Source organism: Streptomyces sp. NPDC047706, from assembly GCF_043204795.1.
Classification (GTDB): Bacteria; Actinomycetota; Actinomycetes; order Streptomycetales; family Streptomycetaceae; genus Streptomyces.
In genome coordinates this window covers 1-14,600 of record NZ_JBIDCW010000038.1, presented here as the reverse complement: position 1 = coordinate 14,600, position 14,600 = coordinate 1, and the positions used below count along the sequence as shown (strand labels likewise).

General features: G+C 66.1%; 13 protein-coding genes and 1 pseudogene. 6 read left to right on the top strand and 8 right to left on the bottom strand.

The annotated features are described in order from the left end of the window. Positions 1-52 precede the first annotated feature (52 nt). From ACGF8A_RS32160 to ACGF8A_RS32145, 4 genes are all read right to left on the bottom strand, one after another. Positions 53-1,564, bottom strand: coding sequence for an MFS transporter (locus ACGF8A_RS32160; protein ID WP_393113876.1), 1,512 nt, complete (start codon positions 1,562-1,564; stop codon positions 53-55). Positions 1,565-1,619: 55 nt separating this feature from the next. Continuing rightward, the gene (locus tag ACGF8A_RS32155; RefSeq protein WP_393113874.1) at positions 1,620-2,183 is read right to left on the bottom strand and encodes a hypothetical protein; all 564 of its coding nucleotides are present in this window, start codon (positions 2,181-2,183) and stop codon (positions 1,620-1,622) included. 112 nt (positions 2,184-2,295) lie between these two features. Continuing rightward, positions 2,296-3,036 (bottom strand): response regulator transcription factor, encoded by a 741-nt coding sequence (locus tag ACGF8A_RS32150; RefSeq protein WP_393113872.1) that lies wholly within the window; start codon positions 3,034-3,036, stop codon positions 2,296-2,298. A 121-nt stretch (positions 3,037-3,157) separates the two neighbouring features. Continuing rightward, positions 3,158-4,057: a DUF2797 domain-containing protein gene (locus ACGF8A_RS32145; RefSeq protein ID WP_393113870.1), complete on the bottom strand. Its 900-nt coding sequence runs from the start codon at positions 4,055-4,057 to the stop codon at positions 3,158-3,160. A 199-nt stretch (positions 4,058-4,256) separates the two neighbouring features. Here ACGF8A_RS32145 and ACGF8A_RS32140 point away from each other — a divergent pair, with 199 nt between their 5' ends. Continuing rightward, positions 4,257-4,388 carry a hypothetical protein gene (locus tag ACGF8A_RS32140; RefSeq protein ID WP_393113867.1) on the top strand — a complete coding sequence of 44 codons (132 nt, stop codon included), beginning with the start codon at positions 4,257-4,259 and terminating at the stop codon, positions 4,386-4,388. A gap of 73 nt (positions 4,389-4,461) precedes the next feature. Then, a complete protein-coding gene (locus ACGF8A_RS32135) occupies positions 4,462-5,127 on the top strand; it encodes a 1,4-alpha-glucan branching protein (RefSeq protein WP_393113865.1) in 666 nt (221 codons plus the stop codon). Positions 5,128-5,276: 149 nt separating this feature from the next. On the opposite strand, the gene ACGF8A_RS32130 is transcribed toward ACGF8A_RS32135, so the two are convergent. Further along, positions 5,277-5,669 carry a hypothetical protein gene (locus tag ACGF8A_RS32130; protein WP_393113863.1) on the bottom strand — a complete coding sequence of 131 codons (393 nt, stop codon included), beginning with the start codon at positions 5,667-5,669 and terminating at the stop codon, positions 5,277-5,279. A gap of 2,287 nt (positions 5,670-7,956) precedes the next feature. Here ACGF8A_RS32130 and ACGF8A_RS32125 point away from each other — a divergent pair. Genes ACGF8A_RS32125 through ACGF8A_RS32115 form a run of 3 tightly spaced genes read left to right on the top strand, consistent with a single transcriptional unit; the run spans position 7,957 to position 11,890 of the window. After that, positions 7,957-10,077, top strand: coding sequence for an ATP-binding protein (locus ACGF8A_RS32125; protein WP_393113860.1), 2,121 nt, complete (start codon positions 7,957-7,959; stop codon positions 10,075-10,077). Next, on the top strand, positions 10,074-10,823 hold the full coding sequence (locus ACGF8A_RS32120; RefSeq protein WP_393113858.1) for a hypothetical protein: 750 nt from the start codon (positions 10,074-10,076) through the stop codon (positions 10,821-10,823). The genes ACGF8A_RS32125 and ACGF8A_RS32120 overlap by 4 nt, the downstream gene beginning before the upstream one ends. Further along, on the top strand, positions 10,820-11,890 hold the full coding sequence (locus tag ACGF8A_RS32115; RefSeq protein ID WP_393113856.1) for a ComEC/Rec2 family competence protein: 1,071 nt from the start codon (positions 10,820-10,822) through the stop codon (positions 11,888-11,890). The genes ACGF8A_RS32120 and ACGF8A_RS32115 overlap by 4 nt, the downstream gene beginning before the upstream one ends. Before the next feature lie 159 nt (positions 11,891-12,049). Here ACGF8A_RS32115 and ACGF8A_RS32110 read toward each other — a convergent pair whose 3' ends face one another. Together ACGF8A_RS32110 and ACGF8A_RS32105 are read right to left on the bottom strand one after the other, a co-directional pair. Beyond that, positions 12,050-12,244: a hypothetical protein gene (locus ACGF8A_RS32110; protein ID WP_393113989.1), complete on the bottom strand. Its 195-nt coding sequence runs from the start codon at positions 12,242-12,244 to the stop codon at positions 12,050-12,052. Positions 12,245-12,411: 167 nt separating this feature from the next. Continuing rightward, complete coding sequence (locus ACGF8A_RS32105; protein ID WP_393113854.1) at positions 12,412-12,774, bottom strand: hypothetical protein; 363 nt, start codon at positions 12,772-12,774, stop codon at positions 12,412-12,414. 376 nt (positions 12,775-13,150) lie between these two features. Here ACGF8A_RS32105 and ACGF8A_RS32100 point away from each other — a divergent pair, with 376 nt between their 5' ends. Then, a complete protein-coding gene (locus tag ACGF8A_RS32100) occupies positions 13,151-13,684 on the top strand; it encodes an NUDIX hydrolase (RefSeq protein WP_060893881.1) in 534 nt (177 codons plus the stop codon). On the opposite strand, the pseudogene ACGF8A_RS32095 reads toward ACGF8A_RS32100, so the two are convergent. Beyond that, positions 13,662-14,513 (bottom strand): annotated as a pseudogene (locus ACGF8A_RS32095) (hypothetical protein); the annotation flags it as partial. The gene ACGF8A_RS32100 and the pseudogene ACGF8A_RS32095 sit on opposite strands and share 23 nt — an antisense overlap. Between the last annotated feature and the right edge of the window lie 87 nt (positions 14,514-14,600).

Below are 14,600 nucleotides of genomic sequence, written 5' to 3'. Positions count from 1 at the left end.
CGAGCCACGCCCTGCGGCCGGTACCCGCCACAGGACAGCGCCCCTGGCGTTCTCAGGCGTCCGCCCGCTCCGCCCGCTCCGCCCGCTTCAGCAACGCGGCCGCCAGGAACCCGCCCAGCAGCACGGCCGCCGAACCGACCAGCAGGCTGGTCCGCAGCCCGGAGGAGAACGCCTCGGTGAGCTCCTGCCGCTCGGCGGACGACCCCGCCGAGGCCAGCGCGGCCGGCAGTGATGTCGCGGCCACCGGAACCAGAGCCGCGAACCGGGAGTTGAGCACGGCGCCGAGCACGGCGACGCCCAGGCCGTTGCCGAACTCCGCCAGCGTGCCGTTGATCCCGGCGCCCGTCCCGGCCCTGGCGGGCGGAATCGCGCTCATGATGGCGTGCGCCATCGCGGGGTTGGCGATCGCGCAGCCCACGCCGATCAGCACCAGCCCGAGCAGCGTCCCGGCGTACCCTTCGGAGGCCGATGTCGCGATCGACACCAGCCCGCCCGACATCATCACCATGCCGAGCCCGATGGAGACGGGCGTGCCGAGCCTCACCATCCACTTCGCCGACAGCCCCGAGAAGTTGAGCAGCACCACGACGAGGGCGAGCGGCGCCGTCCGCAGGCCGGCCTCCAGCGGCTCGTACCCGAGCACGAACTGCAGATGCTGCGTGAGCAGGAACAGCGCGCCGCCCATCCCGAAGGTGATCAGCACCGCGCCCGCCACCGCACCGGTGAACCGCTGGTCGCGGAAGAAGCGCAGATCCAGCATCGGGTACGGGATCCTGCTCTCCCACCAGCCGAACAGCGCGAGTACGGCCACCGCGACGCCTGCTGCGGCCGGCACCTGACCGGACGTCCACCCGTGCTCAGGCCCGGAGATGATCGCGAACACGAGCGAGCCCATGCCGATCGTGGAGAGCAGCGCGCCGAGCAGGTCGGGCCGGTCACCCTGGGGGTTCTTCGACTCGGGCACCAGCGCCACCACCGCGACCAGGCCGATCGCCACCACCGGCAGATTGACCAGGAAGATCGCGCCCCACCAGAAGTGGTCGAGCATGAATCCGCCGATCAGCGGGCCGGTCGCAAAGCCCAGCGCGTTGACGGCACTCCAGATGCCGATCGCCTTCGGGTGCTCCTCGGGCGCGAAGATCTGCATCGCCACGGCGAGCGTGGTGGTCAGCAGCAGCGCACCGCCGACACCCATCCCCGCCCGCGCGGCGATCAGTTGCCCGCTGGTGTCCGCGACCCCGGCCACCAGCGAGCCGATGCCGAACAGCGTCAGGCCGGCGAGCAGCATCTTCTTGCGGCCGTAGCGGTCGGCGGCGCTGCCCGCGCTGAGCAGCAGACCCGACTGCACGAGGGAGTAGGCGTTGATCATCCACTGGATGTCGGCGGGGGTGGCGTCCAGCTCCTGGGTGAGGGAGGGGATCGCCACGTTCAGCACGGTGTTGTCCAGCAGCACGGTGAGCTGTGCGAGACAGATGACACCGAGGATCAGCCAGCGCTGAGGGTGTCCGGTCGGGGCCCGCGCGGGGATCCGTTCCGCGGCCTGCGCCCGGGGGGTCGTCGCCATGCTGTACACCGTATAACAGGTCCTATACGCCGTACAGGACGAGGGTCGGCACGGGTCAGCCCGCCCGCCGCGTCAGGTCGTGGAACGTGGCCGAACCCACCGTCACCTCCTTGAAGTTCGCCTCCACCCAGGAGGTGATCTGCGACGACGTGCCGTCCTGGGCACCACCCGTGCCGCCGCCGGCGCTCGGCGTCCCGGCGCTCATCCGGTACGTGTCGGTCTCCTCGCCGACCCTGGCGTCGGTGATCGTGCCGTCGTGCACCTCGGCCGCGATCGTGCCGCTCGGCTGCGGGCCGCGCGTGACGAACTCGGCGAGGCCGGTCCCGAGGTTCCCCTGGCTCGCCTGGGTCTCCTGGCTCCCCTGGCTCCTCTGACCCACCTGGCTCGCCTGGGTCTCCTGGCTCCTCTGACCCACCTGGCTCCCCTGGCTCCTCTGACCCACCTGGCTCGCCTGGGTCTCCTGGCTCTCCTGGCTTCCCTGGCTCCGCTGGACTCCGTCGCCGTCGGGCTTGCCACCGGGCGGCCTGCCCACCGCCCGGGCCATGGCCTCACCGAGCCGGCCGTCCAGCTGGTCGTACAGATGCGACCGCAACGCGAGCGTCGTCACCGAGCCGGTCACCGCGCACACACCACCGCGATCAGCACCACCGACGCCACGACGAGCCGGGTCCGCAGGGTGCGCGGCCGGCCCGCCCGCCCCGCCCGCCGGCGCGTACGCGACCGCCGCCGGGTCATGAAGCGGCAGGCTTGATCAGGTAACCGGCCCCGCGCCGGGTGTGGATCATCGGCTCCCGCCCGGCGTCGATCTTCCGCCGCAGATACGAGATGTACAGCTCGACGACGTTGGCCTGTCCGCCGAAGTCGTACGACCACACGCGGTCGAGGATCTGCGCCTTGCTCAGCACACGCCGCGGATTGCGCATGAGGAAGCGCAGCAGCTCGAACTCGGTGGCCGTGAGATGGATGCCCTGGCCCGTCCGCGTCACCTCGTGGCTGTCCTCGTCGAGGGTGAGGTCGCCGACGACGAGCACGGACTCGGAGCGGCGGTCGGCGGCACCGGAGCGCCGGATCAGGCCGCGCAGCCGTGCGACGACCTCTTCGAGCGAGAACGGCATGGTGACGTAGTCGTCCCCACCGGCGGTGAGCCCGGCGATGCGGTCCTCGACGGCGTCCTTGGCGGTCAGGAACAGCACCGGCACATCCGGCAGCTCCCGCCGCAGCCGGCCGAGCACTGCCAGCCCGTCCATGTCCGGCAACATCATGTCGAGCACGACGGCGTCCGGCCGGAACTCCCGCGCGGTCCGTACCGCGCCCCGTCCGTCGCCCGCGCTGCGCATCTGCCAGCCCTCGTAGCGCAGGGCCATGGACAGCAGCTCGGTGATCGACATCTCGTCGTCCACCACAAGCACCCGGACAGGGCTCCCGTCCGGCCTCAGCAGTTCGGTGCGCCCCTGGGGCGAGATCGCGGCCATGCCGGACACCTTGGCGGCCGGCTCTGAGAGCGCCCTTTCGGCAACCTGTGAATTGTCTGAGAAGCGCACAGCGGGGTGACGGCGGCCGCCGGGAACGTCCTCAGGAGCCTGGTGGAGGGGATCAGAACAAGCCGTCCTGAAGGGCCTCCGCCCGCGGAAACCCACGCACAGGAAGGGAGAGGGCCCCCGCCTGCCCCACGGAACACCCCGCCCCGGCACGCGACGCGATCAACTCCCACCCGCTCATGAGGCGCGTGTCCAGCACCACGACCCGCCGGCCGACGTCGAGATGGAGGTCGGGCCCGGCGGCCGCCACCAGCTCGCCGCTCACCACTCCACCGGCGACGAGCTCACCCACCTCCCCGACGGCACCCGGCGCCCCCGCCAGCCCGAACGCCCGCACCTGGTCGACGGGCCGGAACGGCCTGCGCTCCAGCGACTCCGGCCACGCGGCGAGGGCGACGGCCGCGCCGTGCAACTCCGCGATCTCGGCCGCGCGCTCCGCCTCGGCCGGGGGCAACCCGGCCCGCACGGCACGCTTGGCGGCGTACGGAATCCGGTCGGGCACCCGCAGGGCCGCCCGCAGCATCTCCTCGGCCCGCCGCGCCGCCATCAGGGGGCCCGCCCCCAGCCAGCTGAAACAGACGGCCCCCTGTTCCAGCAGCCGGGCCTGACCGCGCTCGACGGCGGTGATCCCGACCTTCACCATCCCGGGCCCGAACCAGGCCAGATACACGTGATAGGCCCGCGGGTCGTCGGGGACGGCGTCGGCGGCCACGGAATGCGCGCGGTCCAGCCGAGCACACTCCTCGCACCTCGCCCCCGTACTCCGCCCCGCCACCACGGCCCCCACGGGACACGCGTGCCCCCGGGCCCCGACGCACGTCCGGACACCCCCTTCCGCCACCGCGAAGGCCACCCGCTTCCCCCAGCTCAGCGCGCTGCGCCGGCCCCCGCTCCACGCCAGCACGGGCCCGCCGTCCACCCAGCGCAGCCCCGAGCACTTCCACACGTCCGCCATCGACATCCGAGCGTAGGCGGAGCCACTGACAACGCCCGCCGGTCACCCCTGCCCCACCCGAACCGTCACCCCGGTATCTGACCGGCCACGCCTACCCCGGAACCCAGGCGGACCGCCACGGCATCCCCACGCCTGGATCCGCCCCCTGGGCACGCTCCCGGCGGCGGCCGCGCCCGGCACGGTCGCCGCGGCGGGCCTCGTGCTGTACTTCCTGGCCACCCTCGTCGCGCGCCTGAAGGTAGACGACACCCAACTGGGCCCCTGGCCGGCGTACTTCAGGCTGTGCCTGGCGAGACTGCTGCTGAACGTCACCTACCAGGCCACCCGTTGAAGAACCTCACTGCGGACGTCACGCGGATGGGAAGGTGTGCGGAGCGCATCCACCCACGGAGGAGAACCTCGGCATGGCCGTCATCCACCGCACCGACCTCAAGCCGACCAAGCTGGAGCTGCTCGCCTCCTGGCTGCCGTCCCGGCCGTGGTACTCCGGCGGCACGGGCGGACCCGAACCGGCCAAGGCCGGCGGCTTCCGGCTGGACGACCCGCAGGGTGAGGTCGGCATCGAGTTCATGGTCGTGACCGAGACCTCCGGCACCCAACCGGCCGGCTACCTGGTTCCCCTCACTCACCGAGGCGCCCCGCGCGACGAGGCGGAGCACGCCCTCGTCGGCACCATGGAGCACGGGGTGCTGGGGCGGCGCTGGGCCTACGACGGCTGCCACGACCCGGTGCTGGTCGCCCAGTTGCTGGCCCTGCTCGAAGGCCGGGTCGAGGCCCAGGACCAGAACACCAGCGACACCCCCGACCGCGAGGTCACCCGCTCCTGCACCGGTGGCGGTCTCGCCCCCGCGGACTTCACCACCTCCGCCACCGACGACCACGAAGGCACCGAGCCGCCCGCCCCGCACGGCACGACCCTCCGCCTGCACCGTCTGCTGCGCCCCGCCCCGGACGACGCGCCCCTCCTCCCCCCGAAGGCGGCCGGCCACGTCGCCGGCTCCTGGCACCTCCCGGACGGCACCCGCACACGAGGACTGTTCGCCACCCTGCACACCACCCCTCGCGCCTAGCCGCACTCGGCCGTCCGCCCACTGCGTGTCGGCCGATGGTCCACCGGGGTCCGGCGTGGACCGCTGCTGTTCGGCCTCGCCGGTGTCAACTACTGGTGTCAGCCGCCGCACTCGGTCTCGGCAAGGGAGCCGCGCCGTGGGGGCACGCATCACTTCGGCGTCGCGTCTTCGCAGCTCTCCGAAACCTCTACCACCTCGAAAACCACCGGGTACTCGGTGATCTGCTGGTTCGGGCCGGGCTGGGAGTCGCAGATCTTCCACACGGCGAGGTCATCCACCACGCGCCCCTGTCCGCTCGCGTCCTTGAAGACCATGTCGAGTTCGGAGCTCATCTGCTCGTACGCCCGCCCGGCGTTGCCGCCGATGACATCGGGCATGACGGCGGCGACGGACTCGGGGTCTGCCGAACGAGGCCTCCCGGCGGCGCCCGAGTTGGTCGTGGTGCTCGCCGAGACGGCCGGCACGGATGACCCTCCGCAGGCGGCGACCGACGCCAGGAGAGTGGCGGCAAGGGCGGTTCTCAGAAGCTTGATGGCAGCCATGTCATGTTCCCCCGGCGTGACGGCAGTTCCGAACAGTACCCATCCGATATCAAGCCTGGTCGGTGGTCGCGGCAGAGCGTTTCCCCGCCGATTCAACGCCGAAGGCCCCGGATCTCTCCGGGGCCTTCGATCTGTGTGCACTCGGCAGGATTCGAACCTGCAACCTTCTGATCCGTAGGATCGGGCAAGGCCCCAGGTGAGAGGCTGACGGCGCCGGACCTCGCTCGCTCAGGTGAGCGATCATGCGCGGCTATGTGCCGTCGTTGCCGTCAAAGCTGCCGTCAACCTGGACTCTGATGCCGCCTCCCACTTGCTGTACCCGTCGCGCCCCGGGACCGCCCCGGGACCTTCGGCGAGTTACGACTTTCTCTGCTGGGTTCAAGGCGGCTCGCTCCGCTCCGCGCGCGCGGCCCGGCCCCCGGCCGGGCCTGCGCTCCTGCCTCCGTCCCGCTCCAGCCCGGCCAGCGCCCGCGCCGCGCTCACGGCAATCAGCCACCTGAGGCCAGAGAAGGGGTGCGTCGTGGCTGGGGCGGTCGGCTCCGCGGCTTTACGGAGCCACTTTGGCGCGAGCCTCGAAGATCATGGCCCCAACGTCGTGCTTTACCGGGCAGGTCCACAGACTGCCCGACGCGCCGAAAGCTTACGGGGCCATGATCACTCGCGCCAAAGCAGCGCCACCCCAAAGCCGCTCCGCCAACCTCGCGTTGCATGAACCACCCTCAAGTGAACAGCGTGCGCTACCACATAGACGTGCAGAACTCACTGCTGCAGAATCTGACCACACGGCACACCCTGGAGTGCCTACAGTGTTGGCGACTCAGAAAGGCGCATCGCCCACATGCAAGGCACTACCGGCTCCTACTCCGCTTACGTCGATGAGCTAGCCCTCCTAGCACAGGATGTAGCCCGTGGCTCATGGCGTCGGATCGAGGAGGATGTGAGCCTGGCATTGAATGGTCAGGCTTCCGAGCGGCTACGCCAGCTTGTTCCTTTGCAGACGCGGCGCACGCACGGCGCCTTCTTCACCACAGGCGCGGTCCGCACGTCGTTCAGCGGGGCGCTTCAAGACCAGCCCCCATCTATCCGCAGATTCTGGGACCCGTCCTGTGGCGCCGGGGATCTGTTGCTTGCCGCATCCGATCTTCTCCCCGTCGGGCAGAGTACCGACGAGACGTTAGCCATATGGTCCCGGAGCCTGCGGGGTAGTGACCTGCAGCCTGAGTTTGTAGCTGCCGCACGTCTACGCCTGTACATAGCTGCGGCTCACAGGACACGCACAGCAGGAGCCGAACCCGGACCAAGCGATAGCCACCGTCCCTCGAACCACCTGCGCTCACTTAGAGTCGAGGACGGCTTGGCTGCATTGCATTCAGCTCGCAGTTTCAACGGCAGCGTGCTCCTCAACCCGCCCTTCGGCGCCATGCCAGCGGAGAGGCATTGGACTTGGGCTTCAGGCGCAGTGTCTCAGGCTGCCGTGTTCACTCTTGCAGCTTCCAAGGCGCTCTCCTTGGGTAGTCAGCTGACTGCCGTGCTCCCAGACGTACTGCGCAGCGGCAGTCGCTACGAGCGATGGCGACAGCAAGTTGCCGAGCACCTCAGCCTGCAGGCCGTCCAGACCCAGGGCCAGTTCGACCCCCACACGGACATCCATGTGTTTCTGATGTCGGGAACGCGACACCGTCGTTCCAAGGGACAAATCGGAGCAGATACAGCCTGGTGGACAGCCGAGCGAAGTAAGCGCAGTCTGGGAGATCTGTTTGAAGTACGGGTTGGGCCAGTTGTAGACAACCGTGATCCACACGTAGGTCCTGAGGTGCCGTTCCTCAAAGCCCGAGCCCTCCCCCCCGCCGGGGACGTAGGCATACCCAAGCAAGTGCGTCGCTTCTCGGGGCGTCTGCTAAAACCGCCTTTTGTGGCCATACGGCGCACGTCACGGCCGGGCCAGGGCACGGGCGGACACAGCCGCGGCGTCGGAGTGCTGCTCACAGGGCATGCCCCCGTCGCCGTTGACAACCACGTCATCACAGCGCGACCGCTGGACGGACGCGAGGAAACGTGCAGGCACCTCCTCCAAGTCTTGGCCTCCCCACCCGTGACGGCATGGCTGGACGAGCGCATCAGGTGTAGGCACCTCACCGTGCGGGCAGTGCGCGAGATCCCCTGGAGCCAGGCTTAGTCTGCTGGCACATGACCCTCTGTCGCTAACTGGGCACGATAGATAACATGCAGTCAGCTGGTCTGGCGACTGGGACTGTGGCCGTTCCACGGCCACCACGGGGAGGCAAGGATGAGCCGACATCTGCGATTCGCGCCGGAGATCCTCGCGCGGCTGGGCGAAGAGCTCGTCCCACATCCAGACCTCGGCGTCATGGAGTTGGTACGCAACGCCTACGACGCCGACGCAACCATTTGCGCAATTCGCCTACTTGAGGCGGATCGGGCTGGCGGCACTCTCATCGTTGAAGATGATGGTACAGGCATGGACGAGGACAGCATCTATGACAGCTTCCTCCTCCTAGGCCGCTCCGCTAAGACCTCATCTCCAATCACGCCGGGCGGACGACGAAAGGTGGGCGAGAAAGGCCTTGGCCGGCTGGCGGCGCTGCGACTCGGAGCACACGTTGAGTTAGAGACACGACCAGCCCGAACCCCCGGCCAGGCGCACGTGCTCTCAATCGACTGGACGAAGTACGACTCCGTGCACGCTGTGGAAGACGTGCCCCTTACAGTCATCAACAAGCCGACTTCAGAACCCCCGGGGACTCGCGTCACCATTAGCCAGCTTCGCGAGCCCTTCGCTGAAGCGGATATAAAGCGGATGGCTCGCTCGGTTCTGCTCCTCACTGGACCGTTTCCCGAGAACTCATCATTCCGAGCTATTTTCGTTTCGGAAGAGTTCGACAAACTACTCGCTGACACGTCTCGCGCCTACTTGGACCAAGCAGATTTTCGCCTGTTCGCGGAAATCGATGGAGAAGGGTATGCCAAGGCAACGCTGTATGACTGGCGCGGTGATGTGCTTCACGAAGCGGGCCACGACCTGGTAGCCCTGAATCGAAAGCGCGGCGGCCGCGATGTGCACTTGCCTTTCGAGCTCGCCCCACGAGCCAGCCTTGAACTCTGGATGTTCCTCAAGGGCGGAAAATCACTTTCCCCTTTGAAAACCTCCCCCGACAGGGACCGCGTATGGCCCTGGCTTGATGTTGTGGGAGGCGTACATTTGATTCACCGCGGGCTCAGGGTCACACCATACGGGGACCCCGGAAACGACTGGCTAGAGCTCAATGCTCGCCGCACAGGTAGCCCCGAAGAGCGTCCTTCGACCAGGACAGCCGTCGGACGAGTTGTCGTCGACGACGACACTCAGATCCTGCAACCCAAAACCGACCGAACAGGCTTCGTCGAAACACCAGCCTTCGTTGACCTCAGGGAATTCGCCATCCGGGCAACGGACTGGGCTGCTGCGGTCCGCTTGAAAGATGCTGAAGTCAGGCGTCGGGAGCAAGTACCTAAGACACGCACAAGAATGAAGACCGCCGAGGACGAGCTCCGCAAGACCGTGCGCACTCTTCCGCCGAGGTACAGGGAAATAGTAGAGCGCCAAGTAAATACATATCGTGGCGAAACACAGCAGCACGTTAAGGCTGTGGAGCGGGACCTAAGGCTATACCGAACTCTAAGCACTCTCGGCACGAGCACCGCGGTATTTGCACACGAAGTTCTAGGGCCTGCCAGTCGGCTCACTCGAATGGTCAGGGCACTGGGTCAACTTATAGGGACCAAAGTTGACCAGGAAACATATGACGCCGTCTTCGATGAGCCCATGTCCCGAATCGGGCGATCACTTGACACCGTGCAAGCATTCGCCAATCTCTCACTCGAGATGGTGAAGAAACGCAAACGAGACTCCGCCGACGTCGACGTTGATGAAGTTTGCCGAGAGGTAGTGAAACTCTTCTCGCCATACTTCAACGACCGCAACATTTCAGTGAGGACCGAGTTCGACGCCCAGACAATGAGGGTCCGTAGCACAGTGGCGGAAATAGAGGCGATCTGGGCCAACCTATTGACGAACTCTGCGCATGCTCTATTGCGGCAAGACATGCCCGATCGCGACCGTGAAATCCTCATCCGGACTCAGAGCGGTGAAGAGAGTGTCGTGCTCACGGTCGATGACTCAGGACCCGGAATTCAGGACATGCCTATTGACGAGATCTGGTCACCGGGTAGGACATCACGCACGGACGGTACCGGGCTGGGGCTAACCATCGTGCGAGACGTGGTGGAAGAGCTGAAAGGTAAGAATCTCGCCTTCGAGAAGGGCGAGCTGGGCGGTGCTCGGATTATGGTCCGCCTACCTGCTCAACCAGCTCGTGCTGCTAACAAAACTCCTGGAGCTTCGTCATGAACGTGGAGCAGGACGCCAGGCGGCCTCTAGACAAACTCTTCCCGCATGCTCAGGTGCCTGAAGCGGGGTCACGTGTAGCGGTAGTTGATGACGACCCCGAGGAAGCTTACGCGACGGGAATGGTACTGCGCCTTGCGGGATACGAGCCCGTTGAGATCTCACCGCAAAGGGAAGCGGCTGAGCGCATGCTGCAGCGCGTGACTGACAACTGCGTTGCGGCTGTCTTCGACCACAGGCTTAATGGCAAGATCAATGTCCCATTTGATGGCGCCGAACTCGCGAGCCTTGCCTCCCAGAGAGGCTTTCCCGCTGTCCTGAGTAGTACATACATCTCGCGGGATCAGGCAACCACCATACGATTGCGAAGGGCAGAAATTCCATGTCTCCTCGATAAAGACGAACAGAGCGCGGAGGCCATTCAGTCAGCATTCGAGGCCATTGTCGCAGAGTTTCATGGAGACGTGCCGCGGGCAAGGCTAGCCCTTCCGACGGTCATCGAAGTGCTTGGAGTGCACACCAACGAGGAAATGCCGACTGCAGAAGTGCTCGTCCCTGCCTGGCGCCCTTCCGTGGCCATTCAGTTGCCCGCCGGCCTGATCACAGAAGGTACCGGCCTAGCCCTCCATGAATTACGGAACCGTTGGGTTGAAGCCGAGGTGAACTGTCACGCCGAGAAGGAGCGAGACCTGTTTTTCAGAAACTTCTCACTTAGCCCCGACCTTCCAGCGGATTGGATGCGCGCGTGACCAGCACGCCTACTGAGCAAATCACAGACACCCTGGAAGTAATCGTCCTCGATGTCGGGCATGGGAATTGCGCTGTAGTGCGAGATGGTGACCGATGTGTGGTGGTTGACGCCCCCCCTGGCACAACTCTATTCGACGAGTTAGACCGCTGCGGTATTACAAAAATTGATCACCTGGTGCTTTCCCACAGCGACTTGGACCACATGGGAAGTGCCGTCAAGCTCCTATGGGACACCCGTTTTATCATCGGCATGATCTGGTACAACCCAGATGGCACTAAGCAGAGCAAAGCCTGGCAGAACCTTGCTAGGCAAGCCTATCTGCGTTATCGAGAAGGGCGGCTGCTTAACGGGCAGCGCAACCTCAACACGGCTTCGACTGCGGACTTATCGTTCAGCAATCGAGTGACGATCGAGGTCTTACATCCAGATCTAGAAATCGCGACGCTCGGTCCCTCTGATGCTGCAACTCCACTCGGGCGACTCACCGCGAACACACTGTCAGCCGTTCTCCGGATTTCCTTGGAGGATCGCCCAGCAGTACTTTTGCCAGCTGACATTGACGCCCTGGCCCTCCAGCGCATGATGTCTCTCAACGATGATTTGAAAGCTCATGTGCTGGTCTTTCCTCATCATGGAGGGAAGGCGAAGACATCCGATTCTCGAAAGTTCGCGGCCGCGATATGTCAAGCTGTACAGCCGGAATTAGTTGTGTTCTCCATGGCTCGGGGTGGCCGCTTTTCAAATCCGGACCCCGAGATGGTCTCGGGAGTGCGCGCGGCACGGCCTCATGCTCACATTGCCTGTACACAACTCTCAACACATTGCCACCGCGAGGCGCCCCTGCCGACCGGGAAATCACATCTCAACCTGCACGCTGCGGCAGGTAGCTCGGCAGGGTCGTGTTGCGCCGGCACGGTAACTATAGGCCTTAGCAGCACTGGGCTTCAGATCACCCCCTCACCGGACCAACATAAGCAGTTCATACAACTACTAGAACGTCCCCTCTGCCGGACTGATGTCATTCCGGTTCCTGCACCACGCCCACACGGTGACGTAGAAACCTAGCCTCGATCTTTCGCGGGGGTCCGCCGACGGAGTCGGTGGGCCCTTTTGCTTTCCGGAGCTGATGGTGGGCAGGCCGGTGGCCCGGCTGTCGCGTCGGGTGGGCGCCGGGTTCCACTGCCCGGGGCGGGTGATGCTGTCGCAGGGACGGTGGGTTGTTGGTCAGCCGGGGTCGGGCAGGACCGCGAGCCGTTCGAGGGCGGCGGTGATGTCGCCGGTCCAGGGCCAGTGCCGGGCGAGGCGAAGGATCCTGCGCCGACCGGTGGTGACGAGCTGGCCGGCTGACCTGCCGGTCGCTGTGGCGGTGTGCCGATCGGCATATCTGGTGGAGCTGGGCAGACCGGCCGGATGAACCATTGGAGGTCTGCCCGGCCCCAGGGCTGTTCCGCTGACATCCAACGTTGACATCAACGAGCACGGACGGCGGCGACAACCAGCGGCCATGTACGGCGCCAGTGCGCGAGGTGAGTCCCCACCACCCCGGGCCCAGATCGAACTCCAAAAGCGGGTGTCGAGGACCGATGTCATTCCTCGCGGTACTGAGCGAACACCTGCTGTTGCTCGTCCCACCAGCTCCAGTTGGCCGACCGGGAGAAGGGCAGACTTCGGGCAAGGCCGGAGAACTGGTCGGATGGCTCCCGGCTGGCCTTGTTCACCACGATCGCCGAGAGCATCGCTGCTCGTCCGTCTTCGTTGCGGTGGAGGCAGACATCCTTGAGCAGGTAGGTCATGACTCCGCGGTGAGGCGGGATGGAGTCGAAGCCCTGTGCCGCCAACTCGGCGCTCAGCTCCCCGTACGTGATGGTCTGTCCCTGCCGGGCACGCTTCCGCAGGATCTCCACGGCCGCTTCGACCGCTGCCGGGTACTCCGGATCCTTGATCCTCACTGTCCCTCCCCCACCGCATGGACACTGCTCAGCCTGCGCATCGTACCGGCCAGGCACCGCCCCGTACTCCTAGAAGTGGACGAAGAGGTCGTGCCAGAACCGTGCCAGATCGTGCAGGGAACCACGGGGAATGACGGGGACCAGAGTGCCAGCCAGGTCAGGTCCCAGGGGCGCTCCGCCGCAGGCCGACGCAGCAACTGCCGACAGAAGACCCAAGCTTCCCAAGCTGAGGTTTCCTTGGCCCCCTACGCCCGGCATTCTGCTGCTCCAACCGATACACGGGCCATCTCGTCAGTATGACGCGAAAGCGTCGAACTGACGCCCTCTTCCGCAGCTGTCTGAGATCCTTGGAGTCCGATCGAGAGGGGCCGAAGGCATGGAGTGGAAGACCCACGGTGAACGGCAGATCTACACGAACAAGTGGGTGAACCTGTGTCTGGTCGACGTCCAACAGCCTGACGGGCGCAGGTGGGAGTACCACGTCGTTCGCCTCCGGCACCTGGCCGTGGCCGCCGTCGTCAACGACCGGCAAGAGGTACTGATGATGTGGCGGCACCGCTTCATCACGGACTCGTGGGCCTGGGAGTTGCCCATGGGCCTGGTCGAGGAGGGCGAGTCGCCCGAGGAGGCGGCGGCCCGCGAAGTGCTGGAGGAGACGGGCTGGCGGCCTGGCCCCATCAAGCCGCTCATCTACGCCGAGCCGGCCAACGGCATCACCGACTCTCAGCACCACGTCTTCCGCGCGGACGGCGCGACCCATGTGGGACCGCCCACCGAGAAGAACGAGTCGGACCGTATCGAGTGGATCCCGCTCAGCGAGGTGCGCGCAATGATCGACCGCCGCGAGATCGTCAGCAGCGGAACCCTCGTTGGTCTCCTCTACGTGCTCATGGATGAAGCGATCCGCTGACCGGTGGGAGCATCGCCCGTAGCCGTGCCTCAAAAGCCAGGGCTACGGGCTCCTGCCTGTGCGGGGCCAACTGCTCGTAGAACTCCCTGAGATGGCCGGACACCCGCTCCGACGCCACCGCCGACGCGGACTCCAGAGCCTGCGTGGCAGTACCGCACGCCTGGTCGAGCTTCCCTTGGTCCAGCTGCGTACGTGCCAGCCAGAAAGCGTGAAACGCCCGGCCGCGCTGGTTGGTGCGGGCCTCCCGGCGCAACGCGTCCGCGATCAAGGGTTCAGCCGTCGCCGCCTCGCCCAATCGGCCGTGGGCGATGCCCGTGTCCACTATGAGCTTTAGTTCGTCGAAGTAGGTCACCCACGACGGGTCCGGGTCGCTCTCCTGGATCTGCTCGAACTGGCGGTGGGCTTCCCCGATGGCTCGGTGCGTCGCCGTCTGGCTGCCGAGCGTGGCATGGGCGAATGCCTCTCGCATGGAGAGCATCGACAGGACTCGCGGCGTCGTGCCGAAGGCTGAGCGGGCCTGGTCCTGGGCGGCGGTCACGAGCGCCAGTGAATCCGCGGGCTTGTCCTGGTAAGTCGCCTGCAAGCTCATGCAGGCCAGGACGTTGGCCATGAACTGGCGGTCGTCGATCTCCTTGGCCAGTTGCAGAGCCTCGGTGAAGTAGGCGCGGGCCTGGTTGTACTGGCGGGCGTCGAAGTAAGTCCAGCCGGTGAGGCGGGCCAGTTCGGCCGCGATCCCGTACAGGCCGTGCTGGATGGACGGCGGGCGGCTCTCCTTCAGCAGACCGACCACGTAGCGAAGCTGGCCGACGACGGCCGGCCTCAGACGAGTCTTTCCGAATGCCTGCGGGCGCCAAGAGAGGGTGTTCATGATCGTTTGTGACGACGAACTTGAACACCCTCGTGACCGCACTGTACG

Excerpts from the sequence above, each read along its gene's own strand:
- ACGF8A_RS32110 (WP_393113989.1), bottom strand. The coding sequence starts at position 12,244 with ATGGTTCATCCGGCCGGTCTGCCCAGCTCCACCAGATATGCCGATCGG.
- ACGF8A_RS32125 (WP_393113860.1), top strand. The coding sequence starts at position 7,957 with ATGAGCCGACATCTGCGATTCGCGCCGGAGATCCTCGCGCGGCTGGGC.
- ACGF8A_RS32100 (WP_060893881.1), top strand. The coding sequence starts at position 13,151 with ATGGAGTGGAAGACCCACGGTGAACGGCAGATCTACACGAACAAGTGG.
- ACGF8A_RS32160 (WP_393113876.1), bottom strand. The coding sequence starts at position 1,564 with ATGGCGACGACCCCCCGGGCGCAGGCCGCGGAACGGATCCCCGCGCGG.
- ACGF8A_RS32130 (WP_393113863.1), bottom strand. The coding sequence starts at position 5,669 with ATGGCTGCCATCAAGCTTCTGAGAACCGCCCTTGCCGCCACTCTCCTG.
- ACGF8A_RS32135 (WP_393113865.1), top strand. The coding sequence starts at position 4,462 with ATGGCCGTCATCCACCGCACCGACCTCAAGCCGACCAAGCTGGAGCTG.
- ACGF8A_RS32150 (WP_393113872.1), bottom strand. The coding sequence starts at position 3,036 with ATGGCCGCGATCTCGCCCCAGGGGCGCACCGAACTGCTGAGGCCGGAC.
- ACGF8A_RS32145 (WP_393113870.1), bottom strand. The coding sequence starts at position 4,057 with ATGGCGGACGTGTGGAAGTGCTCGGGGCTGCGCTGGGTGGACGGCGGG.
- ACGF8A_RS32120 (WP_393113858.1), top strand. The coding sequence starts at position 10,074 with ATGAACGTGGAGCAGGACGCCAGGCGGCCTCTAGACAAACTCTTCCCG.